The following is a 17789-nucleotide window of genomic DNA, read 5'->3' on the forward strand; positions in this document are numbered from 1 at the left end:
CCGGTGTTCGCCGATGCGACCGCCGCGTACCGGGCTCCGTCGACACCCGCCGAGATCGAGGTCGCCGCCGTTTTCGCCGAGCTGCTCGGCGTGGAGCGGGTCGGCCTGGACGACGACTTCTTCATGCTCGGCGGCAATTCGCTGATCGCGACCCGGGCCATCGCCCGCATCCGGGACGCGCTGGGCGTGGCGGTGGACGTCCGCGACTTCTTCGAGCGTCCCAGCGTGGCGGCCATCGCCCTACTGGCCGAGAATGCGCCCGCCGCAACGGATTCCGTGCCCGCGCTGTTGTCCGGTCCGCGTCCCGAGGTGATTCCGCTCTCACCCGCGCAGCAGCGCATGTGGTTCCTCAACCACCTGGCCAACTCCGAATCCGGCGCCACCGCAACTGGTTTCGATGCCGCGGCGGTGGACAATGTGGTCGCCGCCATCCGCCTGCGCGGCGCCCTCGACACCGAGGCCCTGGGCGCGGCCATCGCCGATCTGGTGGACCGGCACGAGATTCTGCGCACCTACTACCCCCAGCTGTCCACCGGCCCGGTGCAGCTGATCCGCGCGCTGCCCGAACTCGACGCCGATATGGTCGACCTCGCTCCGGTGGAGATCGACGAGCGGTCGCTGGCCGCGACCGTGCTGGCGGCGGCCGCCCGCGGCTTCGACGTGGCCGCAGAGGTGCCGCTCCGACTACGGCTGCTACGCCTGGGCGCGAACGATCATGTGCTGGTGCTGGTGGTGCATCACATCGCCGCCGACGGCTTCTCGCTCGGACCGCTGGTCCGGGATCTGGTGGTGGCGTACGCGGCACGGCAGGCCGGGAGCGCTCCCGGCTGGGAACCACTCGCGGTGCAGTACGCCGATTACGCGCTGTGGCAGCGCGAACTGCTCGGCGACGAAAGCGATGCCGCCTCCCTCGCGGCCCGTCAGATCGCCTTCTGGACAGCGGAACTCGCCGATCTCCCGGCGCAACTGGAGCTGCCCGCCGATCGTCCGCGCCCGGCCGAGTCGAGCTACCGGGGTGCGAGCTTCTCCACCACCATCTCCACCGAACTGCGGACCGCCGTGGACGCGGTCGCGGCCCGCACCCAGGCCACCCCGTTCATGGTGTTGCATGCCGCGCTCGCGGCGCTGCTGGCCCGCCTCTCCGGCACCACGGACATCGCCATCGGCACCCCGGTCGCCGGTCGCGGCGAGGCGGCGCTGGACGATCTGATCGGCATGTTCGTCAACACCCTGGTGCTGCGCACCGAGGTCCGCGGCGAACAGTCCTTCGCCGAGCTGGTGAGCCATGCCCGGGAACGGGATCTGCGCGCCTTTGCCCACCGCGACGTGCCGTTCGAGCGCCTGGTGGAGGTGCTCAACCCGGTGCGCGCCCGCAACCGGCACCCGCTGTTCCAGGTCGCGCTGTTCATGCAGAACCAGGGCATCCCGGCGATGGCCTTGCCCGGCATGAACGCCGAACTGGTCGACTTCGACCTGGACTTCGCGAAGTTCGACCTGAATCTCGAGGTTACCGAACAGGATTCGGGCTACCGCGTCGACTTCACCTACGCCACCGATCTTTTCGACGAACCGACCGTGCGCGAGTTCGCGGCCAAATTCCTGCGCCTGCTGACCGCCGCCACCGCCGACGCCGACCGCGCCATCGGCGATATCGAGGTGCTGGACTTCGGTGAGCTCGACTACGTGCTGGAGAGCTGGAACGCCACCGGCGCGAAGGTCGCCGACACCCTGCTGCACGCCGGCTTCGACGCCCAGGCGCAGCGCACCCCGAACGCCGTCGCCCTGATCGCCGGCGAGCAGACCCTCACCTACGCGGAGCTTTCCGAGCGCGCCGACCGGCTGGCCCGCCTGCTCATCGCGGCGGGCGTCGGCCCCGAATCCCTGGTCGTGCTCGCCATGGCGCGTTCGGTGGAGCTGGTGGTGGGCATGTACGCGGTGCTGCGCGCCGGTGCGGCCTACGTGCCGGTGGATCCGAGCCATCCGGCCGAGCGCATCGCGAACGTGCTGGAGACCGCCGCCCCGAAGCTGGTGCTCACCACCGCCGCCGACGGCTTCCACACCGATGCCGCGCCGCTGGTCCGGCTGGACGAGGTCGATCTCTCCGGCTATCGGGCGGGCAAGGTCACCGACCGGGAGCGCCTCGCCGCCGTGCACCCCGAGCACCCGGCCTACGTGCTGTTCACCTCCGGCTCCACCGGCAAGCCCAAGGGCGTCGCGGTCAGCCACCGCGCCATCGCCAACCAGATGGCTTGGATGCAGGCCGAATACGGCATCGGCCGTTCGGACGTCTACCTCCAGAAGACCCCCGCCACCTTCGACGTCTCGCTGTGGGGCTACTTCCTGCCGCTGCGGGTCGGCGCGACCCTGGTCCTGGCCACCCCCGACGGCCACCGCGACGCCCGCTACCTGGCGGAAACCATTGCCGCGCACCGTGTCACGCTGACCGACTTCGTCCCCTCCATGCTCGCGGTCTTCACCGAGCATGCCGAACCCGCCGAATTGACCTCGCTGCGTGATGTTTTCGTCGCCGGTGAGGCGTTCCCGGTGGAGACGGTCACCGCTTTCCGCGCCGTCTGCGACGCCACCCTGCACAACCTGTACGGCCCCACCGAGGCGGCCGTCACCGTCACCTACCGTGAGGCCGACGAGCTGTCCCCCGCCGTGCCGATGGGTGAGCCCGAGTGGAACACCCAGGTGTACGTGCTGGATTCGCGCCTGCGCCCGGCCCCGATCGGCGTCCCCGGCGAACTGTATCTGGCCGGCGTGCAGCTGGCGCGCGGCTACTACCGCCGCAGCGACCTCACCTCGGATCGCTTCGTGGCCAATCCTTTCGGCGCGCCCGGCACGCGCCTGTACCGCACCGGCGACCTGGTCAAATGGACCGCCGACGGTGAACTGGCCTACCTGGGCCGCATCGACTTCCAGATCAAGTTCCGCGGCCAGCGCATCGAACTCGCCGATATCGAGAGCGCCCTGCTGACCCTGCCCGAGGTGGCGCGGGCGGCGGTCCGGCTGATCACCGCCGCGACCGGCGACTACCTGGCCGGCTACGTGATCCGCTCGGAGGGAACCGAACTCGACGTCGATGCCGTCCGCGAACGGCTCACCACCCTGCTGCCCCCGTACATGGTGCCGACCGCCGTGGTCGAGCTCGACGAGTTCCCGCTCGGCACCAGCGGCAAGCTGAACCGCGCGGCGCTGCCGGTTCCGGTGTTGTCCGCCAAGCGTTTCCGCGCTCCGGTCGACGCCCGCCAGTTGGTCGTGGCCCGCGTCTTCGGCGAGGTTCTGGGTCTCGAGCAGGTCGGCCTGGACGACGATTTCTTCGCCCTCGGCGGCAGCTCGCTGCTGGCCACCCAGGTGACCGCGCGCGCGGGAGCCGAACTGGGCGTGCGCGTTCCGGTCCGGCTGCTCTTCGACGCCGGCACCGTCGCGGGTTTCGCCGCTGCTCTCGGCTCTCTCGCCGATGCCGCCCCGCGCCCCGCCCTCACCGCCGCCCCGCGCCCGGAACGGTTGCCGCTCTCACCCGCCCAGCAACGGCTGTGGTTCCTGAACCGGCTGGAGAACGAGCAGGACGGCGGCAGCCTCTACAACATGCCGGCGGTGCTGCGCCTGACCGGCGACCTCGACGCGATCGCCCTGGAAGCCGCCGTGCTCGACGTGCTGGCCCGGCACGAATCGCTGCGCACCCTCTACCCCGAGGACGAATCCGGCCCGTACCAGCAGATTCTGGAGGCTTCCGAGGTCGGCCTGAGTCTGAGCCCGCTGCCGGTGCGGCCGGACGAGGTGACCGCGGCGGTCACCGCCCTCGCGACCGCGACCTTCGACGTCACTCGCGAACTGCCCTCCCGCATCGCGCTGCTGGTGGTCGACTCCGGCACGGACGCGCCCGCCGATGAGTACGTCCTGGTCGTGGTGGTGCATCACATCAATGCCGATGCCCTGTCGGTGCGCCCGCTCATCACCGACCTGATGACCGCCTACCACGCCCGCCGCTCCGGCACCGCCCCGGAATGGTCGCCCCTGGAAGTCCAGTACGCCGATTACGCGCTGTGGCAGCGCGCCGTGCTCGGAACCGCCACCACCCCGGGCGATCTCGCGCACCAGCAGCTGGGATTCTGGCGCGACACCCTCGCCGGCGCGCCCGCGCAACTGCCGCTGCCGGTCGATCGGCAGCGCCCCGGCCAGCCCCGCAATACCGGCGCGGCCATCGATTTCACCGTTCCGGCCGAGGTCGCCGACGGCCTGAGCGAACTCGCCCGCACTCAGGGCGCGACCCTGTTCATGGTGGTGCACGCCGCCTTCGCCGCCACCCTGGCCCGGCTGACCGGCACCGGCGACATTCTCATCGGCACCCCGGTGGGCGGCCGCGGTGAACGCGAATTGGACGCGCTCATCGGCATGTTCGTCAACACCCTGACGCTGCGCACCCGCGTCGAGGGCGAACTCGCCTTCACCGATTTCCTGGCCGCCGTCCGCGACACCGACCTGGCCGCCTTCGCCAATGCCGACCTGCCCTTCGAACAGGTCGTGGACGAATTGGTGACCGATCGCGGCACCGGCGCCTCCCCGCTGTTCCAGGTCATGCTCAGCTTCGGCGAGAGCGCCACCACCGCAATGGAATTGCGGCTGCCCGGCCTGACCGTGCAGCCGGTCCCGCTCCCCGATCCGACGGCCAAATTCGATCTGCAACTGGTGGTCGAGGACGGCGCGGACGGCGGACTGGGCGGAGCTCTGCGCTACGCCACCGAACTCTTCGACCCGGAGACCGCCGCCTCGTTCGTGACCCGCTGGCACCGGGTGCTGCGCGCCGTCGCCGCCGACCCCGGGCTGCGCCTGGCCGATATCGACCTGTTCGACGACACCGAACGCGAACGCGTACTGCACACCTGGAACGCGACCGCCGCCATGGTGGACGCCTCCCACACCCTGCTCACCGGTTTCGAAGCCGCCCTCGCCGCCGCCCCCGCCGCGCGCGCCGTCGGCTTCGAGGGCGAATACCTCACCTACGCCGAGTTCTCCGGCCGCGTGCACCGGCTGGCGCGCTACCTGGTCGAGCGTGGCGTCGGCCCGGAAGTGCCGGTGGCGCTGGGTATGCGCCGCTCCCTGGACCTGGTGATCGGCATGTACGCGGTGGTCGCGGCCGGCGGCGCCTACGTGCCGCTGGATCTCGATCATCCGATCGAGCGCACCCGCTACATCGTCGAGACCGCCGCCCCCGCCTGCGTGCTGGTCTCGGGCGAGGATCTGCCCGGGGTCGGCGTCCCGCAGATCCGCATCGACGATCTGGGCGCGGGCGACGGCGCCATGCTGGCCGAGTACTCCGACCGCCCGCTCAGCGACGCGGATCGCATTGCGCCGCTGCGGCCTTCGAACACCGCCTACATCATTTTCACCTCCGGCTCGACGGGCCGCCCCAAGGGCGTCGCGGTCAGCCACGCCGCCATCGTCAACCGCCTGGTCTGGATGCAGGCCGAGTACGGGCTGACCGCCGAAGATGTCGTGCTCCAGAAGACGCCCGCCACCTTCGACGTGTCGGTGTGGGAGTTCTTCTGGCCGTTGCAGATCGGCGCGCGCCTGGTGGTGGCCCGCCCCGACGGCCATCGCGACCCCGCCTACCTGGCCGAGCTGAGCGCTCGCGACGGCGTGACCGTCGCCCACTTCGTCCCTTCCATGCTCGCGGTCTTCGTCGCGGCCCTGGACGCCGGGGTCCGGGACGGCCGGCAATTGCCGCTGCGCCTGGTGTTCGCCTCCGGTGAGGCGCTGCCCGCCGAGCCCGCGCAGCGTCTGCGCCAGTTGACCGGCGCGGAGCTGCACAACCTGTACGGACCGACCGAAGCCGCGGTGGATGTCACCTATCACCGGGTCGTCGACGCGGACGAACTCTCCGTGCCGATCGGCCGCCCGGTCTTCAATACCAGGGTCTACGTACTGGATTCGCGCTTGCGCCCGGTACCCGCCGGGGTGCCCGGCGAGCTTTATCTCGCGGGTTCGCAGCTGGCCACCGGCTATGTTGCCCGGACGGCGCTGACCGCGGATCGCTTCGTGGCCAACCCGTTCGGGGCCAGCGAACGCATGTACCGCACCGGCGACCTGGTGAAGTGGAACAGTGCCGGGGAGCTGGAGTATCTGGGCCGCACCGATTTCCAGGTGAAGCTGCGCGGCCTGCGCATCGAACTGGGCGATATCGAGGCGGCGCTGTCGGCGCTCGACGCGGTCGCCCAGGCCGCCGTGCTGGTACGCGCCGCGGACAGTGCCGGGGAGTCGCTCATCGGCTACCTGGTGCCCGTCCCCTCGGCGCGGATCGACCTGGACGCGGTGCGCGCCCACCTGGCCGAGCGACTACCGGCTTACATGGTGCCCGCCAGCTTCGTGATCCTGGACGCCATGCCGGTCTCCGCGAACGGCAAACTCGATCGCACCGCACTGCCCGCGCCCACCTTCGCGGCCGCCGAATTCATCGCTCCCGCCGGTGATTCCGAGATTCTCGTCGCCGCGGTCTTCGCCGATCTGCTCGGCCTGTCCGAGGTCGGCGCGACCGACAACTTCTTCGTCCGGGGCGGCAATTCGCTGATCGCCACCCAGCTGGTGGCCCGGCTGTCCGAGGCCACCGGGCAGGCCATCCCGCTGCGCACCGTCTTCGACGCCTCCACCGTGCGTGACCTGGCCGCCCGCCTCGACGAGACCGCGAACACCGTGACGGCGCTGCCGCCGGTGACGCCCCAGCAGCGCGGCGATATCGTCCCGCTGTCGATCTCCCAGCAGCGCATGTGGTTCCTGAACCGGTTCGACACCGCGGGCGGCGGCTACAACATGCCCTTCGCCCTGCGCCTGGTCGGCCGGATCGACGTGGACGCGCTGCGGGCCGCGGTCGGCGATGTGATCGATCGGCACGAAACCCTGCGCACCCTCTACCCGGAACAGGACGGGGTGGCCCGGCAGGTGGTGCTGCCCGCCGGCACCCGCCTGGTAGACCTGGAACCACAGCCCGTCCCGGCGGCCGAATTGCTGGCGCTGGCAGCGGGTTTGGCGACCACCGAGTTCGACGTCACCGCCGAGGTGCCGTTGCGCGCCCGGCTGCTGCGCGTCGAGGACGAACCCAACACCCACGTGCTGCTCATCGTGGTGCATCACATCGCCGCCGACGGCTGGTCGCTGGCCCCGCTGGCCCGGGATCTGGCCCAGGCGTACGTGGCGCGCTGCGCCGACACCGCGCCCAAATGGCGGCCGCTGCCGGTGCAGTACGCCGATTACGCCATCTGGCAGCGCAATACGCTCGGCTCGCCCGACGACGCGAACTCGGTGCTGGCCCGCCAGCTGAAGTTCTGGCAGCAGCGGCTGACCGGCGCTCCCGATGTGCTGGCGCTGCCCGTGGACCGGCCGCGCCCGGCGGTCGCCTCCGGCCGCGCCGACGCCCGCACCGCCGTGCTGGACGCCGAATTGCACGCCGCCGTGGTCGAATTCGCGGCCGCCAACCAGGTCACCCCGTTCATGGTGCTGCACACCGCGCTGGCGGTACTGCTGGCGCGGATGTCGGGTACCGCGGACATCGTGGTCGGCACCCCGGTCGCCGGTCGCGGTGATCAGGCGCTGGACGACCTGGTCGGCATGTTCGTCAATACGCTCGCCCTGCGCACCGAGGTCTCCCCGGACGCGCGGCTGTCGGAAGTGCTGGCCCGGGTCCGCGATGCCGACCTCGCGGCCTTCGACAACTCGGCCGTCCCCTTCGAAATGCTGGTGGACGTGCTGAATCCGGTGCGCTCCCAGTCGCATTCGCCGATCTACCAGGTCGGCTTCACCATGCAGAACTTGGCGCAGCCGGACTTCCAGCTGCGTGAGCTGTCCATCACCGGCCTCGACGCCGGGGTGCTGCCGATCCAGTTCGATCAGGACTGGACGCTGACCGACCGCTACGAGGACGGCGCGCCCGCGGGCATCGACGTCCACCTGCACTACGCCACCGACCTTTTCGACGCCGAGACCAGCGCGGACTTCCTGACCCGGTACGAGCGGGTGCTGCGCGCGCTGGTCGGCGACCCGCGCGTCACGGTCGCCGACGTGGAGCTGATGTCGGTGGCCGAACGCGGGCTGCTGCTGGCCGATCGCAATGCCACCGGGCGCGAGCTGCCCGAGGAGACCCTCGCGGATCTGCTGGATCGGCGCGCCGCCACCGACGGCGACCGCGTCGCGGTGGAGCTCGACGGCGCGACGATGACCTGGTCACAGCTCGCCGAGCGGGCGAACCGGTTGGCGCGCTGGATGATTCGCGAAGGCATCGGGCCCGACGACGTGGTCGGCGTCACCGCCGAACGCAGCCTCGACCTGATGGTGGCCCTCTACGCCATCGCGCACGCGGGCGCGGCCTACGTGCCGGTCGATCCGGCGCATCCGGCCGACCGTATCGCCCACGTGCTCACCACCTCCGACGCCTGGCTGGTGCTCGCCGTCGGCGGGGCCACCGTGCCGACCCTGTACGGGGTGCGTACGGTCGCTGTCGCCGAGCTGGATACCGCCGAGTTCTCGCCCGCGCCCATCACCGATGCCGAACGGGTCTGTGCGCTGCGGCCGGACAATCTCGCATACGTGCTGTTCACCTCCGGCTCCACCGGCAAGCCCAAGGGCGTCGGCACCAGCCATCGCGCCATCATGAACCAGCTGCGCTGGCTCGAGTACCGCTACGGCGTGACCGCCGACGACCGGATCATGCAGCGCGCGCCGCTGGCCTTCGACGTCTCGGTGTGGGAGTGCTTCCTGCCCGCGCTGACCGGTGCGCCGCTGGCCCTGCTGCGGCCCGGCGGTCACCAGGACCTCGACTACCTGGCGGCGCGCATGCGCGCGCACGGCGTCACCATCGCCGAGCATGTGCCGTCACTGCTGGCCGCTCTGCTGGCGGAGGGCCACGGCGATGCGCTGCGCTCGTTCCGGCATCTGCACACCGGCGGCGAGGCGCTGCCCGCCGAACTGCTGGGTGCGTTGCGGGCCGAGGTGGGCGGCGCGGTGCACAATGCCTACGGTCCGACCGAGGCCGCCATTTCGGCGATCTATCACGAATTCTCCGATGCCGACCCGGATTACGAGGTCGCCATCGGCCTGCCGAACTGGAACACCCGCGCCTACGTGCTGGACGCCCGCATGCGCCCGGTGCCCACCGGCGTGGTCGGCGAACTGTATCTGGCCGGTGCGCAGCTGGCCCGCGGCTACACCGATCGCGGCGGGCTCACCGCGGAACGTTTCGTCGCCGATCCGTTCGGGGTGCCCGGCGCGCGCATGTACCGCACCGGCGACCTGGTGCGCTGGAACCGCGCCGGTGACCTGGTCTACTTGGGCCGCAACGACTTCCAGGTGAAGCTGCGCGGTCAGCGCGTCGAGCTCGGTGAGATCGAGGCGGCGCTGCTGGCGGGCAATGGCGTCGCCAATGCCGTGGTGGTGCTCGACCGTGACAGCGCCGGCACCGAATGCCTGGTCGGATACGTCTCCGGCACCGAGGTTTCCGGCGACGCCGTGCTCGCGCACGCCCGGACGCTGCTGCCCGCGTACATGGTGCCCGCGCACCTGGTGGTGCTGGCGGATATGCCGCGCACCAGCGTCGGCAAGCTCGACCGCGCGGCCCTGCCGAAGGTCGAATTCACCGCCGCCGCAACGGCATTCCGGGCGCCCCGCCCGGGTGCGGAGGCCATGCTGGCCGCCATGATCGGCGAGCTGCTGGGCGGTGCGCCGATCGGCGCGGACGACGACTTCTTCGATCGCGGCGGCAACTCGCTGCTGGCCATGCGCCTGGTGGCGCGCGTCAACGCCGCCTTCGATCGCGACCTCGGGGTGCGGGCGATCTTCGACGCGCCGACCGTCGCCGCGCTGGCGGCGCTGGTCACCGGGTCCGCGGCGCGCAGCCTGCCGCCACTGGTGGCCGGGGCGCGGCCGGAGCGAATTCCGTTGTCCGCCGCGCAGACTCGCATCTGGCTGCTGAACCGGCTGGATCCGGCCTCGCCCGCCTACAACATGCCGTTCGCGGTGCGGCTCATCGGCGATCTGGACCACGATGCCCTGCGTGCCGCGCTCGCCGACGTCATGGCACGGCACGAGGTGCTGCGCACCGTCTACCCGATGGACGCCGAAGGCGAAGGCCACCAGGTGATCCTGCCGCCGGACACGGTCATCGACCTGCCGGTCGAGACGGTGACCGGCTCGGTGGTGGAGCGCTTCTACGAATTCGCCGCCGCGGGTTTCGACGTCACCAGCGAATTGCCGCTGCGCGCCATGCTGCTGCGCGAATCCGACTCCAGCCACGTGCTGGCGGCGGTGGTGCACCATATCGCCGGCGACGGCGCCTCCACCGATCCGCTGCTGCGCGACGTGGTGCTGGCCTACCTGTCCCGCGCCGCGGGCAGCGCCCCGGCCTGGGAACCGCTGCCGGTGCAGTACGCCGATTACACGCTGTGGCGGGAACAGGTGCTCGACACCGTCGGCGCGGCCGAATTGGAGTACTGGCGGGCGAATCTCACCGGCCTGCCCGATGAGCTGACCTTGCCGATGGACCGGGTGCGGCCGCCCGCGCCGTCCTTCCGGGGCGCGGTGGTGCGCGGCCGGATCGGCGGCGGTGTCGGCGAACGGTTGCGCGAGGTCGCCAAGCGGCATCACGCCACCCCGTTCATGGTGCTGCACGCGGCGCTCTCCACCCTGCTGGCGCGCCTGTCCGGCACCGACGACATCGCCATCGGCACCCCCGTGGTGGGTCGCGACGAGCCGGTGCTGGACGGCCTGGTCGGCATGTTCGTCAATACCCTGGCCCTGCGCACCCGCCCGGCCACCGATCGCACCTTCGCCGAACTGCTGGCCGAGAGCCGCGCGGTCGACCTGGCCGCCTTCGCGCACGCCACGGTGCCGTTCGAGCAGGTCGTGACCGCGCTCGGGGTGCCGGTCGACCAGTCCCGCCACCCGCTGTTCACGGTCACCCTCAACTACCTGGATCTGGAGAACGGCACCCACGCGGTGCCGGGCCTGGTGCTGGAGCCGGTCGAATTCGAGGACACCGTAGCGAAATTCGATCTCACCTTCTCGGTGGGTGAGGAGCTGGACGCGGACGGCAACCTGGTCGTGGAACTGGTCTACGCCACCGATCTCTACGACGAGTCCACCGCGCGGGATCTGCTGCGCCGCTTCGGCCGGGTACTGGGCACCGTCACCGAGGACCCGAGCCGGACCATCGGCAGCGTCGAAGTGCTGTCGCCGGGGGAGCGGTCCGCGATTCTGGCCCGCCGGGGCCCCGAGGCGCTGGCACCGCGGTCGCTGGCCGAGATCCTCACCGCCGCGGTCGATATCGATCCGGCCGCGCCCGCCCTGATCTATCGCGGCGAGCAGGTCAGCTACGCGGAACTCGACGCCCGGTCCTCCCGGATCGCCCGCATGCTCATCGAACTCGGCGTCGGGCCGGAGGATTTCGTGGCGCTGTCGGTGCCGCGCTCGGTGGAATCGGTGGTGGCGCTGTTCGCGGTGGCCAAGACCGGTGCCGCCTTCCTGCCGGTCGACCCCACCTATCCGGCCGACCGCATCGGCTTCATGCTCTCGGATTCCGCTGCGCCCGTGGGCATCACGATCGCCGCGTACACCGACCGCTTGCCCGCCGACACCTGCCACTGGATCGTGCTCGACGATCCGGAGACCGCGCGGCGGCTGGACGAGCTGCCGGCCGGCCGGATCGATCCCGCCGAACTGGTGCGCCCGGTGCACATCGCCAATGCCGCCTGGATGGTCTACACCTCCGGCTCCACCGGCCGCCCCAAGGGCGTGGTGGTCGGCAGCGCGGGCATCATCGGCATCGCGGCCGTGCACCACACGCATTCGCCGACCACCGCCGAATCGCGTGTGCTGCACCGTACTTCGCCGAGCTTCGACGCCAATATCCTGGAAATCCTGATGGCCTTCCCGGTCGGCGCGGCGCTGGTCGTCTCGCCGGTCGAGATCATCGGCGGCGCGGAGCTGAAGCAGCTCATCGAATCCGAGGGCGTCACGCACGGCGTCTTCACCCCGGCCGTGATCAATACCCTCGATCCGGAAACCCTGCGCGGCATGCCGTATCTGATCGTCGGCGGGGAGGGCTTCGGCCAGGATCTGGTGGACCGCTGGGGCGGCACCCGCGAGCTGTACAACGGCTACGGACCGACCGAGATCACCATCATCAGCCACCAGAGCTACCCGCTGCGGCCGGACGGCCGGGTGGTGCTCGGCGATCTGGTGCCCGGCCAATCCGCCGTGGTGCTCGACGCCCGGCTGCGGCCGGTGCCGGACGGGGCCGCCGGTGAGCTGTACCTGCGCGGTCCCGGTCTGGCCCGCGGCTATCACGGGCGCGCGGCATTGAGCGCCGACCGCTTCGTGGCCGACCCGTACGGCGCGCCCGGTGGGCGGATGTACCGCACCGGTGACCTGGTGCGCTGGGTGCGCAATCCCATTGCCGGACAGACCGAGCCGACCATCGAATACCTGGGCCGCACCGACGATCAGGTGAAGGTGCGCGGCCTGCGCATCGAACTCGGCGAGATCGATTCCGCGCTGATCGCCCACGAGAGCGTGGAGTTCGCGGTCACCGTCGGTCACACCGGGCGCAATGGCGACGTCTCGTTGGTCTCCTACGTGGTGCCCGCCGCCGGCGCCGTGGTGGATCCGGAGGAGCTACGCGCCTTCGCGGGCCGCTCGCTCATCGCCTACATGGTGCCCGCGGTGATCATGGTGATCGATGCCATCCCGCTCAACCCGATGGCCAAACTGGATCGGAAAGCGTTGCCGGAACCGATCTTCCGCACCGCGGAGTTCCGTGCCCCGGAGACCGCGATCGAGACGACGGTCGCCGACACCATCGCCGAACTGCTCGGCGCCGAACGCATCGGCCTCGACGACGACTTCTTCGCCCTCGGCGGCAATTCGCTGAGCGCGGTGAAGCTCTCGGCCCGGCTCTCGGCGCGCCTCGGCGTCGAAGTGGCCATGCGGACCGTGTTCGAACACCCGACGGTCGCCGCGCTGGCCGCGACCGTGGACGCCGACGCGGTCTTGTTCGCGGCCGCGCCGCCGCTGGTCCCGCGCACCGGTGACGGCCCCGTGCCGCTGTCGCTCGCGCAGCAGCGGATGTGGTTCCTGAACCGCTTCGACGGTGAATCCTCGGCCTACAACATGCCGATGGCCATCCGGCTCACCGGTGCGCTGGACATTCCCGCGCTGGAGGCCGCGATGGCGGACCTGGTGGCGCGGCACGAGGTGCTGCGCACCGTCTACCCGCTCACCGACTCCGGCCCGGTGCAGGTGATCCTGCCGGTATCGCAGGTGGAGCTCCCGGCGCTCACCCCGGTCCCGGTCGAGACCGCCGAATTGTTCGGCGTCCTCACCGAATTCGTCTCCGCCGGGTTCGACGTGACCGCCGCCGTCCCGCTGCGCGGCCGCCTGTTCGCCCTCGCCGGATCCGCCGACGAGTACGTGCTCGTGGTGGTCGTGCACCACATCGCGGGTGACGGCGCGTCGATGGCCCCGCTGGCCCGCGACGTCATGGTCGCCTACGCCGCCCGTCACGCCGGGCACGCCCCGGAGTGGACGCCGCTGCCGGTGCAGTACGCCGACTACGCGCTCTGGCAGCGGGAACGCCTGGGCAGCGAGGACGATCCGCGCTCGCTGCTCTCCCGGCAGCTGGCGTTCTGGACCGAAACCCTGGCCGGACTCCCCGATCAGCTGGAACTCCCGGCCGATCGGCCCCGCCCGGCGGTGCTCTCCACGGCGGGCGGCGCGGTCGAATTCGACCTCGACCCCGATCTGCATCAGCGCCTGGTCGCGCTCGGACGCAACAGCGGCGCAACCCTTTTCATGGTGATGCATGCCGCCTGGGCGCTGCTGCTGTCCCGCCTGTCCGGCAGCTCCGACATCGCGGTCGGCACCCCGGTGGCGGGGCGCGGCGACGACGCGCTCGACGATCTGGTCGGCATGTTCGTCAACACCCTGGTGCTGCGCACCGTGATCGACCCGGCCGCCGGGTTCGACACCCTGCTGGCCGCGGTGCGCGAAGCCGACCTGGCCGCGCTCTCGCACGCCGACGTCCCCTTCGAGCGCTTGGTCGAAGCCCTCGACCCGGTCCGCTCCACCGCCCGCCATCCGCTGTTCCAGGTCGGCTTCTCCTTCAACAACACCGAGACCGCCGAACTCGAACTCGACGGATTGCGGGTCGGCGCGGCCGATTTCGAGACCACCATCTCCCAATTCGACCTGCACCTGGTGCTGGTGGACCGCTACACCGCCGACGGCACCCCCGACGGCATCTCGGCCCAGCTCACCTACGCCACCGCCCTCTACGACGAGGCCACCGCGGCCGGCTTCACCGAACGCCTCCGCCGCCTGCTGAACGCCGTCGTGGTGGAACCGTCCCTCCCGGTCGGCTCCTACGAACTCCTCGCCACGGCCGAACGCAAACGAATCCTCGGATTCTGGAACCACACCGCGCACGCGGTGGACACCACCGCCACGCTGCCCAGTCTGCTGGAACGCACCTTCGCGGCCGCCGCACCGACCCGCATCGCCCTGGTCGGAGATGGCGGATACCTCCGCGAGCCGATCGGCGACGACGTCCATCGCATCGCCACAGCCGCGCACGAGCGGCAGGCCGCGCCGACTTACGACGGTGAGCACCGGGCCGTATCGACGGCGGGCGAAAGCCATCCGGTCGATTCGGCCCGTGCGGGTGGATACCTGAACCGTTCGGCAAGTGCCGGCGAACTTGCCGAGTCGCGCGTCGAAGTGACATACGGCGAGCTGTCCGCACGGGTGAACCGCCTGGCGCGGCATCTGATCTCGCTCGGCGTCGGCCCGGAGTCGCGGGTCGCGCTGGCCATGCGGCGCTCGGTCGATCTGGTGGTGGCCATGTACGCGGTGTCGGTGGCGGGCGGCGCGTATGTGCCGGTGGATCCCGATCAGCCGGCCGAGCGGATCGAATACATCCTGGCGACGGCGGATCCGGTGACGGTGCTGACCGCCGGGATCGATCTGCCGCTCGATATCGCGCAGGTGCGCATCGATCTGCTGGATCTGATCAGCTACCCCGAGGATCCGGTCACCGACACGGACCGGCGGGCGCCACTGCGGCCGGAACACACGGCGTACGTGATCTTCACGTCCGGTTCCACCGGCCGCCCCAAGGGCGTGGCCGTCCCGCACGCGGCGATCGCCAACCAATTGCAGTGGAAGACGGCGGAATTCGCGCTCAGCGCGGACGACGCGGTGCTGCTCAAGACCGCCGCCACCTTCGACCTGTCGGTGTGGGAGTTCTGGTCGGCGGCGGTATGCGGCGGCCGGCTGGTCATCGCGGACGCCGACGGGCATCGCGATCCGGACTACCTCGGCGACCTCATGGTCCGCGAGGGCGTCACCACCCTGCACGCCGTACCGTCCATGCTGGACGCGCTGCTCACCGCCGGGGCCGATCGCCCCGTCCCGCCGCTGCTGCGCGTGCTCGCCATCGGCGAAGCCCTGCCCGGCGCGCTCGCGCAACGGTTCCGGGCCGCGTACCCGGCGGCCGAGCTGTACAACCTGTACGGCCCGACCGAGGCCGCGGTCTCCATCACCAATCACCGTGTCACGGACGCGGACCGGATCTCCGTGCCGATCGGCGCGCCGGAGTGGAACAGCCGGGTCTACGTGCTCGACGCGCGGTTGCGGCCGGTGCCCGCCGGGGTCTCCGGTGAGCTGTACCTGGCTGGCGCGCAGCTGGCGCGCGGTTACTTCGGGCGGCCCGACCTGACCTCGGATCGCTTCGTGGCCAATCCCTTCGAGCCGGGGCAGCGCATGTACCGCACCGGCGACCTGGTGGCCTGGCGTGCCGACGGAGAGCTGGAGTACCGGGGCCGCACCGACTTCCAGGTGAAGATCCGCGGCTTCCGCATCGAACTCGGCGAGATCGAGGCGGCGCTGCTGGCGCAGCCCGGCGTCGAACGGGTGGCGGTGCTGGCGAAGTCGGACGGCCGCTCCGGGGACCGCCTGGTCGCCTACCTGGTCGGCACCGACCTCGATCCGGCCCGGCTGCGGTCGGCGCTGGCGGACCGGCTGCCCTCCTACATGGTGCCGGCGGCCTACGTGGCGCTCACCGAACTGCCGTTGAACGCCAACGGCAAGCTGGATCGCGGCGCACTGCCCGAACCGGAGTTCGCGCCCCGCGAATTCCGCGCTCCGGAAACCGGATTGGAGACGGCAGTGTGCCGGGCCTTCGCCACGGTGCTGGGCGTGGAGCGGGCCGGCCTCGACGACAACTTCTTCGAGCTCGGCGGCAACTCCCTGATCGCGGTGCGACTGGTCACCGAACTGAGTGCCGAACTCGGACAGCGGATTCCGGTGGTGCTGTTGTTCACCGCCCCGACGCCGGCGAACCTGGTCGCCGAATTGTCGCGGGCAGCAGGTGCACTCGATGCCGGTTCCGCGTTCGACGTGCTGCTTCCGCTGCGCCCCTACGGTTCCGGCGCGCCGCTGTTCTGTATCCACCCGGTCGGCGGCGTCTCCTGGTCCTTCGCGGGCCTGGTCGCCGGCCTGGATCAGGACCGGCCGATCTACGGCCTGCAATCGCCCGCGCTGAAAGCAGATGCGCCACTGCCGGATTCCATCGAATCCTGGGCGCGGCTCTACGCCGCGGAGATCCGCGCGGTGCAACCGGAAGGCCCGTACCATCTGCTGGGCTGGTCGCTGGGCGGCGTCATCGCGCACGCCGTCGCGGTCCAGTTGCAGGAGCAGGGCCAGCAGGTCGCCACCCTGGCGATGCTGGACAGTTCCCTGGAGGTGGACCCGGCCGGCGATCAGGCCGCGCTGCCGGTGGCGGAGCTGCTCGGCGGCCTGCTGCCGGACGCGGCCGGCCTGGATCCGGCGGCCCTGGAACCGGCGGCCCTGGCCGAGCGGCTGGCCGGCCTGCCGGAGCCGTTCGCGTCCATGAGCGCCGAACGGGTCACCCGCATCATCGATTCGGGCGTCGCCTCGCTGCACCTCATCGCGGGCTACGAGCCGCGCCCGTTCAAGGGCGACCTGCTCTATTTCGCGGCGGCCCTGGACGATCCGAGCTCGACGGTCGGTGTCTCGGGCTGGCGTGCGGCCATCGACGGCATGGTGCACAGCTATGCCGTCCCGGCCACCCACTGGCAGATGGCGTCCCCGGATTCACTGGCCCAGGTCACCCGGGTACTGAATGCCCTGCGCCGGCGGGACGAGGAGCGGTAGCCCCGCGATTCGCGGAATGCGATGCGTCCGCGCGAGCCCTGAGGTAGATTCTGAAATACATCGTTTTCACAGTGTGCTGTGTCGGTGAAGAAAGGCAATTCGATGAGCAATCCGTTCGATGACGAAGACGCTCAGTTCTACGTGCTGGTCAATGAGGAAGCGCAGCATTCCCTCTGGCCGGTCTTCGCCGCCGTCCCGGGCGGCTGGACCATTGCCGCCGGACCCGCACGTCGAGCCGAATGCCTCGACTATGTGGAGTCGCACTGGACCGACATGCGACCGGCCTCGCTGGTCGAGGCGATGTCGGAATCCGAATAACCCCTCACGAAAGGAGACGTCATGGAAGGCGTCGACATTGCAGCCATCCTCACCCAGATCCTCGGTTTCCTCTCCAACGGATCGTCGATCAATTACAACCCCCGGGTCGCCTGATCCACTGAAACGCACTGCGCTGTAAAGGAATAAACGCACCATGGATCTCGGTAGCTCCGGTTTCAACACCCTGCTGGCGGCAATCGCCCACCTGCTCACCTCCGGTTCGGGCCTGTCGGTCACCCAGCCCACTCCGACAC

Annotated in this window: 2 protein-coding genes (1 of these 2 only partly in view); both read left to right on the forward strand. The window is 70.6% G+C overall.

Annotated elements, in window-relative coordinates; translation table 11 throughout:
* Positions 1 to 17217, forward strand: the 3' portion of a protein-coding gene (locus NI1_RS07785) for a non-ribosomal peptide synthetase (RefSeq protein ID WP_067816159.1). 1899 nt of this gene lie to the left of the window's left edge; only the last 17217 of its 19116 coding nucleotides appear in the window; its start codon lies off the left edge, out of view; its stop codon occupies positions 17215 to 17217.
* Positions 17218 to 17319: 102 nt separating this feature from the next.
* On the forward strand, positions 17320 to 17535 hold the full coding sequence (locus tag NI1_RS07790) for an MbtH family protein (RefSeq protein ID WP_067817897.1): 216 nt from the start codon (positions 17320 to 17322) through the stop codon (positions 17533 to 17535).
* Positions 17536 to 17789 lie beyond the last annotated feature (254 nt).

It is taken from the genome of Nocardia inohanensis NBRC 100128 (assembly GCF_001612945.1).
Classification (GTDB): Bacteria; Actinomycetota; Actinomycetes; order Mycobacteriales; family Mycobacteriaceae; genus Nocardia; species Nocardia inohanensis.